General features: G+C 63.3%; 11 protein-coding genes. 9 read left to right on the top strand and 2 right to left on the bottom strand.

Annotated elements, in window-relative coordinates:
* The first annotated feature begins 66 nt into the window (after positions 1-66).
* The 8 genes from HAQ05_RS17165 to HAQ05_RS17200 are packed head-to-tail and all read left to right on the top strand — an operon-like array spanning position 67 to position 7,745.
* Positions 67-2,274 (top strand): chemotaxis protein CheA, encoded by a 2,208-nt coding sequence (locus HAQ05_RS17165; RefSeq protein WP_190422737.1) that lies wholly within the window; start codon positions 67-69, stop codon positions 2,272-2,274.
* Between the two features lie 47 nt (positions 2,275-2,321).
* Positions 2,322-3,428 carry a protein-glutamate methylesterase/protein-glutamine glutaminase gene (locus tag HAQ05_RS17170; RefSeq protein ID WP_190422739.1) on the top strand — a complete coding sequence of 369 codons (1,107 nt, stop codon included), beginning with the start codon at positions 2,322-2,324 and terminating at the stop codon, positions 3,426-3,428.
* Positions 3,428-4,168, top strand: a complete 741-nt coding sequence (locus HAQ05_RS17175) for a flagellar motor protein (protein ID WP_190422741.1) — start codon at positions 3,428-3,430, stop codon at positions 4,166-4,168. The genes HAQ05_RS17170 and HAQ05_RS17175 overlap by 1 nt, the downstream gene beginning before the upstream one ends.
* 4 nt (positions 4,169-4,172) lie before the next feature.
* A complete protein-coding gene (gene motD / locus HAQ05_RS17180; protein ID WP_190422743.1) occupies positions 4,173-5,054 on the top strand; it encodes a flagellar motor protein MotD in 882 nt (293 codons plus the stop codon).
* Between the two features lie 23 nt (positions 5,055-5,077).
* Positions 5,078-5,866: a ParA family protein gene (locus tag HAQ05_RS17185; protein ID WP_190422745.1), complete on the top strand. Its 789-nt coding sequence runs from the start codon at positions 5,078-5,080 to the stop codon at positions 5,864-5,866.
* A 1-nt stretch (position 5,867) separates the two neighbouring features.
* Complete coding sequence (locus HAQ05_RS17190; RefSeq protein ID WP_190422747.1) at positions 5,868-6,812, top strand: CheW domain-containing protein; 945 nt, start codon at positions 5,868-5,870, stop codon at positions 6,810-6,812.
* Between the two features lie 56 nt (positions 6,813-6,868).
* Complete coding sequence (locus HAQ05_RS17195) at positions 6,869-7,348, top strand: chemotaxis protein CheW (protein WP_190422749.1); 480 nt, start codon at positions 6,869-6,871, stop codon at positions 7,346-7,348.
* A gap of 1 nt (position 7,349) precedes the next feature.
* Positions 7,350-7,745, top strand: coding sequence for a DUF2802 domain-containing protein (locus HAQ05_RS17200; protein ID WP_190422750.1), 396 nt, complete (start codon positions 7,350-7,352; stop codon positions 7,743-7,745).
* Here HAQ05_RS17200 and HAQ05_RS17205 read toward each other — a convergent pair.
* Positions 7,742-10,528 (bottom strand): dermonecrotic toxin domain-containing protein, encoded by a 2,787-nt coding sequence (locus HAQ05_RS17205; RefSeq protein ID WP_190422751.1) that lies wholly within the window; start codon positions 10,526-10,528, stop codon positions 7,742-7,744. The two genes, HAQ05_RS17200 and HAQ05_RS17205, sit on opposite strands and share 4 nt — an antisense overlap.
* Before the next feature lie 215 nt (positions 10,529-10,743).
* On the opposite strand from HAQ05_RS17205, the gene HAQ05_RS17210 reads away from it, so the two are divergent.
* The gene (locus HAQ05_RS17210; protein ID WP_238936539.1) at positions 10,744-11,574 is read left to right on the top strand and encodes an RHS repeat-associated core domain-containing protein; all 831 of its coding nucleotides are present in this window, start codon (positions 10,744-10,746) and stop codon (positions 11,572-11,574) included.
* Positions 11,575-11,595: 21 nt separating this feature from the next.
* On the opposite strand, the gene HAQ05_RS17215 is transcribed toward HAQ05_RS17210, so the two are convergent.
* Positions 11,596-14,295, bottom strand: a 2,700-nt coding sequence (locus tag HAQ05_RS17215; protein WP_190422753.1) for a dermonecrotic toxin domain-containing protein, incomplete at its 5' end; no start/stop codon positions are given.

The following is a 14,295-nucleotide window of genomic DNA, read 5'->3' on the forward strand; positions in this document are numbered from 1 at the left end:
TTATCCAGGCCAGGCGCCGAACCGCCGCGGCCGGGCAGCACTTAACGAATTCCAGGAGCACCCCACATGAGCTTCGGCGCCGATGAAGAAATCCTCCAGGATTTCCTGGTAGAGGCCGGCGAGATCCTCGAGCAGTTGTCCGAGCAATTGGTCGAGCTGGAAAGCCGCCCCGACGATGCGGACTTGCTCAATGCGATATTCCGTGGTTTCCACACGGTCAAGGGCGGTGCCGGCTTTCTTCAGCTCCATGAGCTGGTGGAGTGCTGCCATATCGCCGAGAACGTGTTCGACATCCTGCGCAAGGGTGAGCGGCGCGTCGATGCCGAACTGATGGATGTGGTGCTCGAAGCCCTCGATACCGTTAACAGCATGTTCGGCCAGGTGCGTGAGCGCAGCCCTGTTACCCCGGCCAGCCCGCAGTTGCTCGAAGCCTTGGCGCGCCTGGCCGAACCCGCCGGCACCGCACCGCCAGTAGCGCCACCGGCAACCCCAGCCGCGGCGGCCGAACCGGCCGGTGGCGATATTTCCGATGCCGAGTTCGAAGCGCTGCTGCACTCATTGGACAACGGCCAAGCCCAGGCTGGGCCTGCCGTACCAGGCGATGTGCCCGCCGATGAAATAACCGATTCGGAATTCGAAGCGTTGCTCGACCAACTGCACGGCAAGGGCCAGTTTGCCGCGGACAACCTCGCGGCCCCGGCAACCCCAGCGGCCGCGCAGACCCCGGCCGCACCGGCAGCCAGCGGCGGCGATGAAATCAGCGACGATGAATTCGAGGCGCTGCTCGACCAACTGCATGGCAAGGGCACGTTCGCCACCGGCAAACCGCCCGCGCCGGCGGCCCCCGCCCCGGCCGCGGCGGGCGGGGGTGAGTTGATCACCGACGACGAATTCGAATCGCTACTCGATGAGTTGCACGGCAAAGGCAAATTCACCGGCGAAGTAGCAACCGCCGCCGCAGCGGCCACAGCGCCGGTGGCCAAGCCTGCCGCCGCCGCGCCCGCGCCGCGCCCCCAGCCTGCCCGCAGCGAGCCGGCCGCCCCAGCCGTGGCACCCGCACCGGCACGTGCGCCGGTGGCCGAAAAGCCGGCCGCCAGCGAAGCCGAAACCACCGTGCGGGTCGATACCGCGCGGCTGGATGAAATCATGAACATGGTCGGCGAACTGGTATTGGTGCGTAACCGTTTGGTACGCCTGGGCGCCAACAGCAGCGATGAAGCCATGGCCAAGGCGGTGTCGAACCTCGATGTGGTCACCGCAGACCTGCAAACCGCGGTGATGAAAACCCGTATGCAGCCGATCAAGAAAGTCTTCGGGCGCTTTCCGCGCTTGGTGCGCGACCTTGCACGGCAATTGAAGAAAGAAATCAACCTGGAGTTGGTGGGCGAGGAAACCGACCTGGATAAAAACCTTGTCGAGGCCCTGGCCGACCCGCTGGTGCACTTGGTGCGCAACGCCTGCGACCACGGCGTGGAAACGCCCGAAGAGCGCGAGGCCAGTGGCAAGGTGCGCGGTGGCCGGGTGGTGCTGTCGGCTGAGCAGGAAGGCGATCACATCCTGTTGTCGATCTCCGATGACGGCAAGGGCATGGACCCTAACGTGCTGCGCACCAAGGCCGTTGAAAAAGGCCTGATGGACAAAGACGCCGCCGACCGCCTGAGTGAGTCGGACTGCTACAACCTGATCTTCGCCCCAGGCTTTTCGACCAAAACGGAAATCTCCGACGTGTCTGGCCGTGGCGTGGGCATGGACGTGGTCAAGACCAAGATCGCCCAGCTCAATGGCTCGATCAACATCTTCTCGGCCAAGGGCCAGGGCTCCAAGATCGTGATCAAGGTGCCGCTGACCTTGGCCATCATGCCCACCCTGATGGTGATGCTGGGCGAGCAGGCGTTCGCCTTCCCGCTGGTGAGCGTCAATGAAATCTTCCACCTTGACCTGTCGCGTACCAACGTGGTCGACGGCCAGGAAGTGGTCATCGTGCGCGACAAGGCGTTGCCGCTGTTCTACCTCAAGCGGTGGCTGGTGAACAATGCCGCCAGCGCCGAACAACAGCGCGAAGGCCACGTGGTGATCCTCTCGGTGGGCACCCAGCGCATCGGCTTTGTGGTCGACCAACTGGTTGGCCAGGAAGAAGTGGTGATCAAGCCGTTGGGCAAGATGCTGCAAGGTACCCCTGGCATGTCTGGCGCCACCATCACCGGCGATGGCCGTATCGCGTTGATTCTCGACGTTCCCAGCATGCTCAAGCGTTACGCCTCGCGGCGCATCTAAGACCCCGGGGGCCGGCCCGCCGCGGGCGCCTGGTAATGGAGTGAACAATGGCAGTGAAAGTCCTGGTGGTCGACGACTCGGGTTTTTTCCGGCGCCGCGTATCGGAAATCCTCGCATCCGACACCAGCCTGCAGGTGGTGGGCACCGCGACCAATGGGCGTGAAGCGATCGACCAAGCCCTGGCGCTGAAGCCCGATGTGATCACCATGGACTACGAAATGCCGATGATGGACGGCATTACCGCGGTACGCCACATCATGCAGCGTTGCCCCACGCCGGTGTTGATGTTCAGCTCACTGACCCATGAAGGCGCCCGCGTCACGCTCGATGCGCTCGACGCCGGCGCGGTGGATTACCTGCCGAAAAACTTCGAAGATATTTCCCGTAACCCGGAGCGGGTGCGGCAACTGCTGTGCGAGAAGATCCACCTCATCGCCCACAGCAACCGCCGCTTCAGTGCCTTCGCCACCCCCACGCCGCCGGTGGCACCGGCGCTGCGCCCCAGCGCCCCAGGCCCGCTGCCGGCACCGGCTACGGTACGCCCCGCACAGCGCCCTGCCGTGCCGCCGGCAAGCCCCGCGCCCAAGCGCAAGGCCTATAAATTGGTGGCCATTGGTACCTCCACGGGTGGGCCTGTGGCCTTGCAGCGCGTGTTGACCCAACTGCCCGCCGGCTTTCCCGCGCCCATCGTACTCATCCAGCATATGCCGGCGGCGTTCACCAAAGCTTTTGCCGAGCGCCTGGATAAACTCTGCCGTATCAGCGTCAAGGAAGCCGAAGACGGCGACACTTTGCGCCCGGGCTTGGCGTTACTCGCCCCCGGCGGTAAGCAGATGATGATCGATGCCCGCGGCGCGGTGAAGATCCTTCCCGGCGACGAGCGCCTGAACTACAAGCCGTCTGTGGACATTACCTTTGGCTCGGCGGCCAAGTCGTTTGGCGACAAAGTGCTCGCCGTGGTGCTGACCGGCATGGGCGCCGATGGGCGCGAAGGCGCGCGTTTGCTCAAGCAGGGCGGTGGCCAGGTGTGGGCCCAGGACGAAGCCAGTTGCGTGATCTACGGCATGCCCATGGCCATTGCCAAGGCGGGCCTGGCCGATGCGGTGTATGGCCTGGATGACATCGGCCGCCACTTGGTAGAGGCGTGCTACTGATGGATGCGTTGAGCCTGATCGGTATCATCCTGGCGTTCGTGGCCATCATCGGCGGTAACTTTCTCGACGGCGGCCACTTGCCATCGCTGGCCAATGGCCCCGCCGCGCTGATCGTGCTGGGGGGCACCTTGGCCGCGGCGTTGTTACAAACGCCGGTCAGCGCATTCAAGCGCGCCCTGGGGATCGCCCGTTGGATTTTCTTCCCACCGAGCATCGACCTGGCCGGCGGTATCGACCGTGTGGTGGGCTGGAGCCTGGTGGCGCGCAAGGAAGGCTTGTTGGGCCTGGAAGCGATGGCCGACAGCGAACCGGACCCTTACGCGCGCAAAGGCTTGCAACTGCTAGTAGACGGCAGCGAGCCCGAATCGCTGCGCGGGGTGCTTGAAGTGGATTTTCTGACGCAGGAGGGGCGCGACCTGGCGGCCGCCAAGGTCTTCGAGTGCATGGGCGGCTACGCACCGACCATCGGTATCATCGGCGCGGTGATGGGCTTGATCCACGTGATGGGCAACCTCGCTGACCCGTCGCAACTCGGCAGCGGCATTGCAGTGGCTTTCGTGGCCACTATCTACGGTGTGGCGTCCGCCAACCTGGTGCTGTTACCGATGGCCAACAAGCTCAAGGCCATCGTGCACCGCCAGGCGCGCTATCGGGAAATGCTCCTGGAGGGGCTTTTGTCGATTGCCGAAGGCGAGAACCCACGCTCGATCGAACTGAAGCTGCAAGGCTTCATGGAGTGAACTGATGCGTCGTCGCCGGCTGGTCGAGGAACACGAAAATCATGAACGGTGGCTGGTCAGCTACGCCGACTTCATCACCCTGCTGTTCGCTTTTTTCGTGGTGATGTATTCGATCTCCTCGATCAATGAAGGCAAGTACAAAGTGCTGTCGCAAGCCCTGGTGGGTGTATTCAACGAGCAACAGCGCAGCATCGAGCCCATACCGATCGGCGAGGAAAAACCGCTGTCGACCCAGCCGGCGACCCCGCTGAACACCGACCACCCGGCCAGTGACACGGCCCTCGGCCAGGCCGACCCGCTCAAGGCCATCACCGATGACGTTCGCACCGCGTTCGGCGACCTGATCGCCAGCGACCAGATGACCGTGCGCGGCAATGAACTGTGGATCGAGATCGAGCTTAAATCCGGGTTGTTATTTCCCAGTGGCGATGCCATTCCCAGCGACAAGGCGTTTGAGATCATCGACAAAGTGGCCAAGGTGCTGGCGCCGTTCGGCAACCCGGTACACGTGGAGGGCTTTACCGACAACCAGCCGATCCGCACCGCCCAGTACCCCACCAACTGGGAGCTCTCCACCGCGCGAGCGGCGAGCATCGTGCGCATGCTCGCGATGGACGGCATCGACCCCAATCGCTTGGCCGCGGTGGGCTATGGTGAATTCCAGCCGGTGGCCAGTAACGATAGTGCCGACGGCCGTTCGCGCAACCGCCGGGTGGTACTGGTGATCTCTCGCAACCTTGAAGTGCGCCGCAGCCTAACCGGTACCGGCACGGCCAACGCGACCCCGGATGCGGCGCTGAAGCGGGCTGGCACACAAAGTGCACCAGCTGGGGCAACGCCATCAGGAGCGGGCGGGGCCGTCAAAAGCCCGGCACCCGCGCCCTAACCTGAAAAACGAGATCCGAGCGCATGAGAGTGTGGGCAGTAGCCAATCAAAAAGGGGGCGTGGGTAAAACCACCACGTCCATTGCCCTGGCGGGCCTGCTGGCCGACGCCGGCCAGCGCGTGCTGGTCGTTGACCTCGACCCCCACGGCTCGATGACCAGCTATTTTGGCCTGAACCCCGACGCGCTGGAACACAGTTGTTTCGACCTGTTCTTGCACAAGGGCAGCGTGCCGGATGGCTTGCCTGGCCAACTGCTACAGCCCACGAGCCACGATGCCATATCGTTGCTCGCATCTAGCACCGCCCTGGCCACTTTAGAGCGCCAATCGCCTGGCCAAAGTGGTTTGGGCCTGGTGATCGCCAAGACCCTGGCACAGTTGTGGCAAGACTTCGACTATGCCTTGATCGACAGCCCGCCGTTGCTGGGCGTGCTGATGGTCAACGCCCTGGCGGCGAGCCAGCAACTGGTGCTGCCCTGCCAAACCGAGCATTTGGCCGTCAATGGCCTGGAACGTATGGTCAACACCCTGGCGATGATCAACCGCTCGCGCAAGCAAGCATTGCCCTTTTCCATCGTACCGACGCTGTTCGACCGCCGTACCCAGGCATCGCTGAGCACCCTCAAGGTGCTGCGCGACCGGTGGCCACAGAACGTGTGGGAGGGCTATATCCCGGTAGACACGCGGCTGCGCGACGCCAGCCGGGCCGGGCGAACCCCGTCGCAATTCGACCCCAAAAGCCGAGGGGTGGCCGCTTACCGGGCCCTGCTCAAGCATTTGCTGGGCCAGCAACTTACTTCCCAGGTGGCCTGACATGAACCCCCCGGTCGATTTCGCCAAACGCCCGCAACAAGCATTGCAGGCTTATTTAGACGGCCTTTTGCAAGACATACCCGAGGCCCTTGAGCCGGATGTGCTTCTGGCTACGGCTTCAGATGTGGCGCTGGGTGAATTCCACGCCGCCGTGCGCGAAGAGCAATTGCGCGATGCGCACCGGCCGGCTGCGGCGTTGCGCGCCGAGCCGTTGATCCAGCCCGACGACCCCATGCCCTGGGCTACGCCGCCGCTACCGCAGCTGGCTACGCCGCTGTTGCAGCAGGCGCTGCGGGTAGCGCCGCTGGCCGAGGTGCATTTGTCGGCCCCGGTCCCTGAGCCGGTCCCGCAACCGGCGCAGCTGCTAATGCCCGCCCATGCCAGCCGGCATGGCGGGGGCTTGCATAGTGATGGCCCACCGGCGTGGGCCACCGGGCCGTTCGAGTGCCTGCTGTTCGACGTAGCCGGGCTGACCCTGGCCGTGCCACTGGTGTGCCTGGGTTCTATCTACCCGTTGGCCGGGCAGGAGCTCACCCCGCTGTTCGGCCAGCCAGAGTGGTTCCTCGGCATCCTGCCCAGCCATAGTGGCAACCTCAAGGTGCTCGACACGGCGCGCTGGGTGATGCCCGATCGTTACCGCGCTGATTTTTTGCAGGGGCTGCAGTACGTAATTTCGGTACAGGGCTACGAATGGGGGCTGGCGGTGCACCACGTGAGCCGCTCGCTGCGTCTGGACCCAAGCGAAATCAAATGGCGCAGCCAGCGCGGGCAGCGCCCGTGGTTGGCCGGCACCGTGATCGAACACATGTGCGCGCTGCTCGATGTGGCCGCGCTGGCCGAACTGATCGCCAGCGGCGCCATTACCCGGCAGATGCAAGAGACCAAGGAAAAAGCCGCCGCCGAAGCGAAAGCCAAGGCGGCGGCGCAACGGCCCAGCAAACATTAAGGGCGCCGACCGCGCCATACCATACAACGCCACTAGGGCAGCGAGGGTTAGGGATTATGAATAAATCGTCCGCACAAGGCACCGAAGATCCAATTTTGCAATGGGTCACCTTCCGCCTGGACAACGAAACCTACGGCATCAACGTGATGCAGGTCCAGGAAGTACTACGTTACACCGAGATCGCCCCGGTACCCGGTGCGCCGGCCTATGTGTTGGGCATCATCAACCTGCGCGGTAACGTGGTCACGGTGATCGACACTCGCCAGCGTTTTGGTTTAGCGTCGTCCGACATCACCGATAACAGCCGTATCGTGATCATCGAGGCCGACAAACAGGTGGTGGGCATTCTGGTGGATAGCGTGGCGGAGGTGGTGTACTTGCGCCAGTCGGAAATCGAAACCGCGCCGAACGTCGGTAACGATGAGTCGGCCAAGTTCATCCAGGGGGTGTGCAACAAGAATGGCGAGTTGCTGATCCTGGTCGAACTCGACAAGATGATGAGCGAAGAAGAATGGTCTGACCTGGAGAACCTCTGAGTTGATCGTTGAAGTAGCGGTCATCGTGCTGGCTGTTCTTTGGCTGGGTACGTTGGTGCTGTTCCTGCAATACACCCGCAACCAGCAACGCATGGCGGCCGAGCAGGCGGCGGGCGACGCATTGCGTGACCAGCGTATCCGCGACATTGCCAAGCGCTTGGATGACTACCAGAACGGCACCGTACGCATGGGGGAGGCGATCCACGAGTTGCGTGCCGTGGTCGCACCGTTGCCAGATAAACTTTTGCAACTGGAGCAGCGCGACCCGGGCTCGCTGTCGTTCGCCCAGGCCGCCAAATTGGTGAGCATGGGCGCCAGTGTCGATGAACTGACCCAGGCCTGCGGGTTAACGCGGACCGAGGCGGAACTGATGCGCAAGCTGCACCACAACAGTTAGGTGCTGACCCAGCTTTGGGTACCGCCGATCTTTATGCAGCGGCTGAAGGGCAAGTGGGCGTTTATCGCGCCACCCAGTGGGGTGAAGTCGATGATCGCCTGCTGGTTGGTCACCGGGAAGCTCCACAGCGACAGCACCCCCCGAAGCTGGCGCAGCTCCGGGCGCTGGTGCGTGATCACGTCATTGAGCAGGGCCGGCCCGGTCAACTCGCTTAGCCGTGCCGCATAGGCCCGGAAGCCGGCCGGGTCCCGCGTCGGGCTGGGGCGGGTGTTATAAAAGTCTTGGGCCGTTTGGTAGCGAAGGTGCATTTCTTCGCTGATGGCCTCGAGCGTCGGGTTGCCCGCATGGCTGCCGATCACGCTGGTGTTGTATAGCTCACGCATGCCCAGTTTATAGTTCGACACCGTGTCGTTGAGCAGCAGCCCGTCCGGCGTAGCCGCTAACGCCATATCAGACAACGGGCGTGCGCCGCCATAGGGCCCAGTCGGCGCCCCCGGTGGCAGTATCTGGTCGTCGAGGTCCATGTAAATGCCACCTTCATGGTGCAGCAGCGGGTAACGCAACACATCCGAGGCCGAGGAGTAGTTGGTGGCCACCCCACCATTACCGTCGATGGCTGCTCGGTACTGGGCAAAGTTGTCACTTTGCGCGAAATGAGCATAGAACGGATGTTCTTCCAGCGTGATCACTTCCAGGGTGGGCGCGTGCTGCGCGAGCAACTGGAGGTTTTGTCGGTATGCTTCGGTGTTGGCGTTGGACAAAAACAGCCGGAACCGATAGTTCGCCTGGTCCAGCGCCTGAGCATTGTGCGCGACGTTTTCCAGCAAGGTTGAGCTGAGCACCTTGTCGCCCACCCAGATCGACATGACCGAATGGGGTATTTCGCTGCGTGCCGCCGCCAGTGGCCCAGCTAGGTCTACCGGCAGGGTGAGGTCCACCCCCAGCGCGCGCAACGTGCTCATGCGGCTGGCATGGGTGGCTACTCTCGGCGGCTGGGGTTCTGGCACCAAGCTGGGGTTCCAGGAATCCGGCGCTACGTAGTAGGTGGGGGCCACTTCGTTCACCGCCTCGGCGCGCAGGAAGGCGTCGCGCTCCAGGTCGTACACCATGTCTGCGGTGCGGCTGTCGATAAAGCTTTCGAGGATATCCCGCTCACCCGTCCAGCGCGCTATGCGCGTCACGCTGCGGGCGACCGCGGCGTTCGGTTCAGGTAATACGGCAACCGCATCGGTGGCCTCGAACGCCGCCGCCAGCGGGTCGGCCGGCAGCTGTGGCGGGTCCACTGGGCTGAGCGGGTAGCCCCAGCGGCCGTTGACCCAGCGCGGGCTGAAAAACCCGCTACGTTCGGCGGTGTACACCTCGCCCAGGTTAGCGGCGGCGCTGTGTACAAGCGGCAGCGCATTGAGCAGGCCGAAGGCGGTGCTTTGCACCCCCTCGGCTTGTTCATGGGCGTTTTTGCCATGGATCGCGTGGTCCAAGCCCAGGCCAAATTGCGCCAGCCCGCCGGCGGCCAACAGCGGCGCCAGCTCCGGCACCGCCAGCGCCAACGGCCCCAGCAAGTTGATGGCCGAATTCAGGTAGCCGCGCCATTTGGCTTTGGTCACGCTGGCGTCGCTCGCAATAATGAAGTCTGCGTCGCGGTAGCTGCGCTGCTGTTGCCGGAAAGCCAAGGCGCCGCCCAGGTCGCCGTTGATTAATGGGCTGTATTTTTTGACTTTGTAGTTCACGAACAGGTAGGGGCTCCACACCCCGCTGGTGGCGAAGCCTTCGTGCTGCGGTGGCAGATAATGCGGGTGCGGGTAGGCCGCCAAGCCTGCCATCGCGGTATCGAGCCCGCTATAGCTCAGGCCATCCGGGCCGTCCGCGAGGTCGAAATGGGCCTTGAGCGCTTGGCGGGTGTGTTCACCCTTGCACTGCTCGGCGACCCAGGCCTGCATCTTTCGGTGGTTGGCGAATTCATGCAGGGGCGAGGCGTTCCCAGGGATGTACAGCAGGGTTGTGCCGCTCTGGTTGTCGAACAAGCACAGCAAGCCGGTGGCGGTATAGCCATAGATGTTCAGCGGCGCGGCCAGCACCACGGGGTAAGCCCGCGCGGGCTTGCCGAGGCTTTCCCAACTGGGCGCTGCCTCCAGCCCAGCGACCTGCCAGGCCAGGCGCCGCCCTGCGCTGCTCAGGCTGCCTTCAACCACCTGTTTGTTGCAGGCGGCAACAAAGGCAATCTTCGCCGCAAGGCCGTAACCGTGCAATTGGCTGGCCCAATAGGTGTCGAGCATGGCCTTGTACGGTGCCTGGAAGTCCAGCCTCCAGATAAACGCCTGGAAGGCCTCGGCCGGCAAGGCTACATGGTTATGCGTGTTATAGGCGGCCGGTGTGGCGGTGCGGTAAAGCCCGTTGTACACGGCGTATTCGGCGCCGTTTTCAAGGTCCGTAAAGCTTTTGCGGTAGGGCAGTTCATCCTCCAGGGTGAAATTCCCTGGCGGTGGGTTGCCGGCCCATGGCGCGCCGAATAGGCCACCTAGCGCATCATTGGCGCTCTCGCCCTGCCAGTTCGACAGCAGCGCTTGGGTCAGGGTAAGGCGCTGGGCAACCTTGGCGAACCACTGGCCGTCGTGGAATTGGTAGTGCAGGGTCACGGCTTCGATCAGGTCGGGGTTCAATTCGATGCCTTGGCTATGGGCCCAGGCACGCACCGCGTCTGCGGCGGCGCGGTCGGGGCGGGGGAAGCCTGTGAGGGCATTGCGTACCGTTTGGGTGCCGGTGCGGTTGAGGTGGGTGGGGGTCATGAAATGGCCTCGTGGGGGATGAGGCCGTAACGGTGAGGGAGGTCGAGAGCGGGTGAGTAGTATCCGGGTATAGGCCGATGGCCGCATAAGGTGTTAAGGGCCCACATAACGGGCATACCGGCCAGTGCCGATACCTGATAGATCTACCAGCTAGGGTTGATCGTATTTACATGTTATTGCTGGCGAATCGGTCACAGCCGAGGGGCATAGTTAACATGAAAGGTAATCCGCACACGCCGCCGCTTCTATGCACGGATGCGATGGGCAATTCATTGTTCGGGCTCGATGCATACGGCTTTTTCAGCCAGAGGCCGGCTACCTATTTCGCAAGTACCCCGCCTGAATATACGGGGAGGGCGTATCTCTTCGGCAATGGCCACAGGGCCTATATACCGGGTTTGCGGCGGTTTGCCCAAGCCGATACGTTCAGCCCATTTGCCGCCGGCGGCTTGAACAGCTATGCCTACTGTTTGAGCGACCCGGTGAATAGGCAAGACCTTTCTGGCCATGCATCAATATTTTCGCGCCTGGCCAAGCTGTTTAGGCGGGGCGCTAAAAAGCCCCGAGCAGCGAATAGCGGGCGCGCTTTGGATGCTATGAGCGATCCGATCGCCGGCGCTCCGGCATTGGCAAACCTGCGGCAGGGGGAGTTGCCGTACGAAATGGGCTTGTACGGAAAAGCCTCCGATGTTTATGGGAAAATCTCGCGCTCCGGGGAACCCGGTTTCGTAGACCGCCTCGTCAAAGGGCGCCCCTATAAATTCGTAATGACTCGCGACGGCACCCTCTCAGTCAGCCCTTGGGTACGTGAAACCGGTACGCCTAGCCACCCGGTCGTTGCCTTTCATGGCACGGCCCCTGGGGATAGAACTCCCGACATTATCGCTGCCGGGAATTTAATCAAGAGAAGCAGGAAGGCGGTGGCGCTGGGAAATTGGTCCGGGCATTACAGGCCGCCCTTCCAATCATTGGACTCGCCAGCGCATTATTTCACCCGGCAGGGCCTGCAGGTTGAGCGGGTGGCGTATCCAGCCCGCATTTTTTGATCGGGTTCGCACAACGCCGCGTTACTGCTGCCAGCTACTGGCATGCCCCAGCGTGGCGAACCGGCTGAACGGCAAGCGAGCTTTCACCACCGCCTGATACTGCTGTAGATCCACCCGGGCCACCCCATTAACGTGCGGGCATGCCGCCAGGTTGGCCAGTTGGCGTAACTGGTACAACTGCGGGCAATGCTGCTGGATCACGGCGTTGAACACGCCAGGCCCGGTAAGGCGGCTGAGCTCGGCGGCGTAACGGTAAAAAGCCATGGGGTTGTGCGCCAGGCTCGGTTTGCTGGTGTAGAAGTCCGCAGCCTGTTCGAAGCGCCGGCGGATTTCTTCGGAAATCGCATCGAGCGTTGGGTTGCCGGGGTGGCTGCCGATCAGGCTGGTGTTGTACTGAACGTGTAGGCCCAGCCGTTCGTGGGAGGCGGGTGGGTATAGCAGCAGGTCGGTGGGTGAGGTGTTCAAAGGGACCAACACCAGCGCTTCGGCCGGCTGCGCATAGCCCTGGCCGGGTTCGATCACATACTGACCGGGATAAAGAAGGCGGTCGTCTAGGTCCATGTACACACCGCCTTCATGGTGCAACAGGCGGTAGCGTAGGATGTCTGCCGCTGAGGCGTAATTGTGGCCGTTACCGTGCAAGGCGGTGTGGTACTGCGGGTAATAGGCGCTGCGCTCGAAGGCGCCGAACAGCGGTTGGTCTTCCAGCGGCAGCACCTCCAGCGCCGGCGCGCGCGCCTGCAGCCGCGCCAGGTTCTGCGCATAGGCCCCAGGGGTAGCCCGCGACAGGTACAGGCGGTAGCGATAACCGGCGGCCTTGAGCAGCCGTGCATTGGTGCCGAGATTGCCCAGCAGGGTGTCACTGAGCGGCTGGCCACCGACCCAGAGCGAGGAAAATACCTTGGGGATAGGTTCCCCGGGGTCGCCGAGCAAGGCTTCAAGGTCGATGGGCAGGGCCAGGTCGATACCCAGTGCGCGCAAAGTCCGCATGCGCTGCTCATCGGTCGCTACCCGCGCCATGCCGACGACCGGCACCAGGTCGATGCCCGGTTCAGCCGATGCGCGGTAATACACGGGTGCCTCAGCTGTTTCGCTGCCTTTGGCGATAAAGGCATCAGCCTGCACGTCGTAGAGCACATTCACATTACGCCCGTCGATCGAGGCCTGCAGCAGGTCTTGGCCGCCGCTGTATTGCGGCACGCGAACCACTGCGCCCGCTACCGCCGCATCGCTGCCCGGCAAGGGCACCAGTGGCTCGGGGGCATGGAAATATTCCGCCAGCGACGCCGCCGGCCACTGGGGCGGGTCCACCGGGCTGAGCGGGTAACCCAACTGCCCATTGACCCGCGCCGGCAGCACGAAGCCGTCACGTTTGCCGGCGAACAACTCGCCTGGCTCGAACCCAGGGCCTTGCAGCAGCGGGACAGCATTGAGCAGGCCGAACACGGCAGTGGCCGCACCTGCGCTCTGGGCTGCATCGGTTTTGCCGTGCAAGGCCTGGTCGAGCCCCAGGCCAAATTGCGCCAGCCCACTTGCCGCAAACAAGGGCGCCAGCTCGGGCACCGCCAGTGTCAACGGCGCGAGCAGGTTCAATTCGGCGCCCAGGTAATCGCGCCACTTCGCAGTGCCCGCCTGGGCGTCGCTGGTGATCAGGAAGCTGGCATCCTCGAAGCTACGGCGCTTTTGCCGGCTGGCCAACGCTTCGAACGGGTCGCCGCTTAACGGCGGGCTATATCGCACCGGGTGGTAGTGCACGAACACTTGCGGGTCCCAACGCCCGCTGGTGGCAAAGCCCTCGTGGTTGACCGCAAAATGGTGCGGCTGCGGAAACAGCGCCAACCCGGCCAAGGCTGTGTCCAGGCCGCTGTAGCTCAGCCCATCCGGGCCGTCGCGCAAGGCGAAATGGGCTTTGAGCGCCTGGCGTTTGCCGAGGTCTTTGCACTGTTCAGCAACCCACAGGCGCATGCCGTCCAGGTTGGCGAACTCCAACAGTGGCGAGGCGTTGCCGGGGATATACAGCACCGTGGTGCCGCTCGTGATGTGCTCAAGGCACAGCAGGTCTGTGGCTGCATAGCCGTATATATTCAGCGGCGCTACCCGCAGCGCCGCTGTGAGTTCGTCCGTCACCCTTGCCGCTTGCCACACCAGTTGCTGCCCCGCACGGGTGAGGCTGCCTTCGCGCACCTGCTTGTTGCAGGCGGCCAAGCAGGCGAGCTTTGCCGCTAACGCGTAGGTGCCCAATTGGTTTGCCCAATACCGGTCGAGCATGGCCAGATAGGGCTCGGCGAAGTCCAGTTGCCAAATGAACGCCTGGAAACGTTCAACCGGCAGTGCCACATGGGTGCGAGTGCTGTATTCAGGCACAGTAGTGCGCCGGTAAAGGCCGTTGTACACCGCGTACTCGGCGCCGTTTTCCAGGGCCGTAAGGCTTTTGTGATAGGGGAGTTCCTCGACCAGGGTGAAATCGCCAGGCGGCGGGTTGCCGGCCCAGGGGGCGCCCAGGGCCGCGCCGATCAAGTCGTTGGCCGATTCGCCTTGCCAGTTGGCCAGCAGCGCTTGGGTGAGGGTAAGGCGTTGGCTGATTTTGGCAAACCAACGGTTGTTGTGCCATTGGTAGTGCAGGGTGACGGCTTCGACCTCGTCGGGGTTCAGCTCGGTACCCTGGCTGTGGGCCCACGCCTGTACCGCGTCGGCGGCGGTGCGGTCGGGGCGGGGGAAGTG

It is taken from the genome of Pseudomonas typographi, assembly GCF_014694385.1.
In the GTDB taxonomy this organism is placed as follows: Bacteria; Pseudomonadota; Gammaproteobacteria; order Pseudomonadales; family Pseudomonadaceae; genus Aquipseudomonas; species Aquipseudomonas typographi.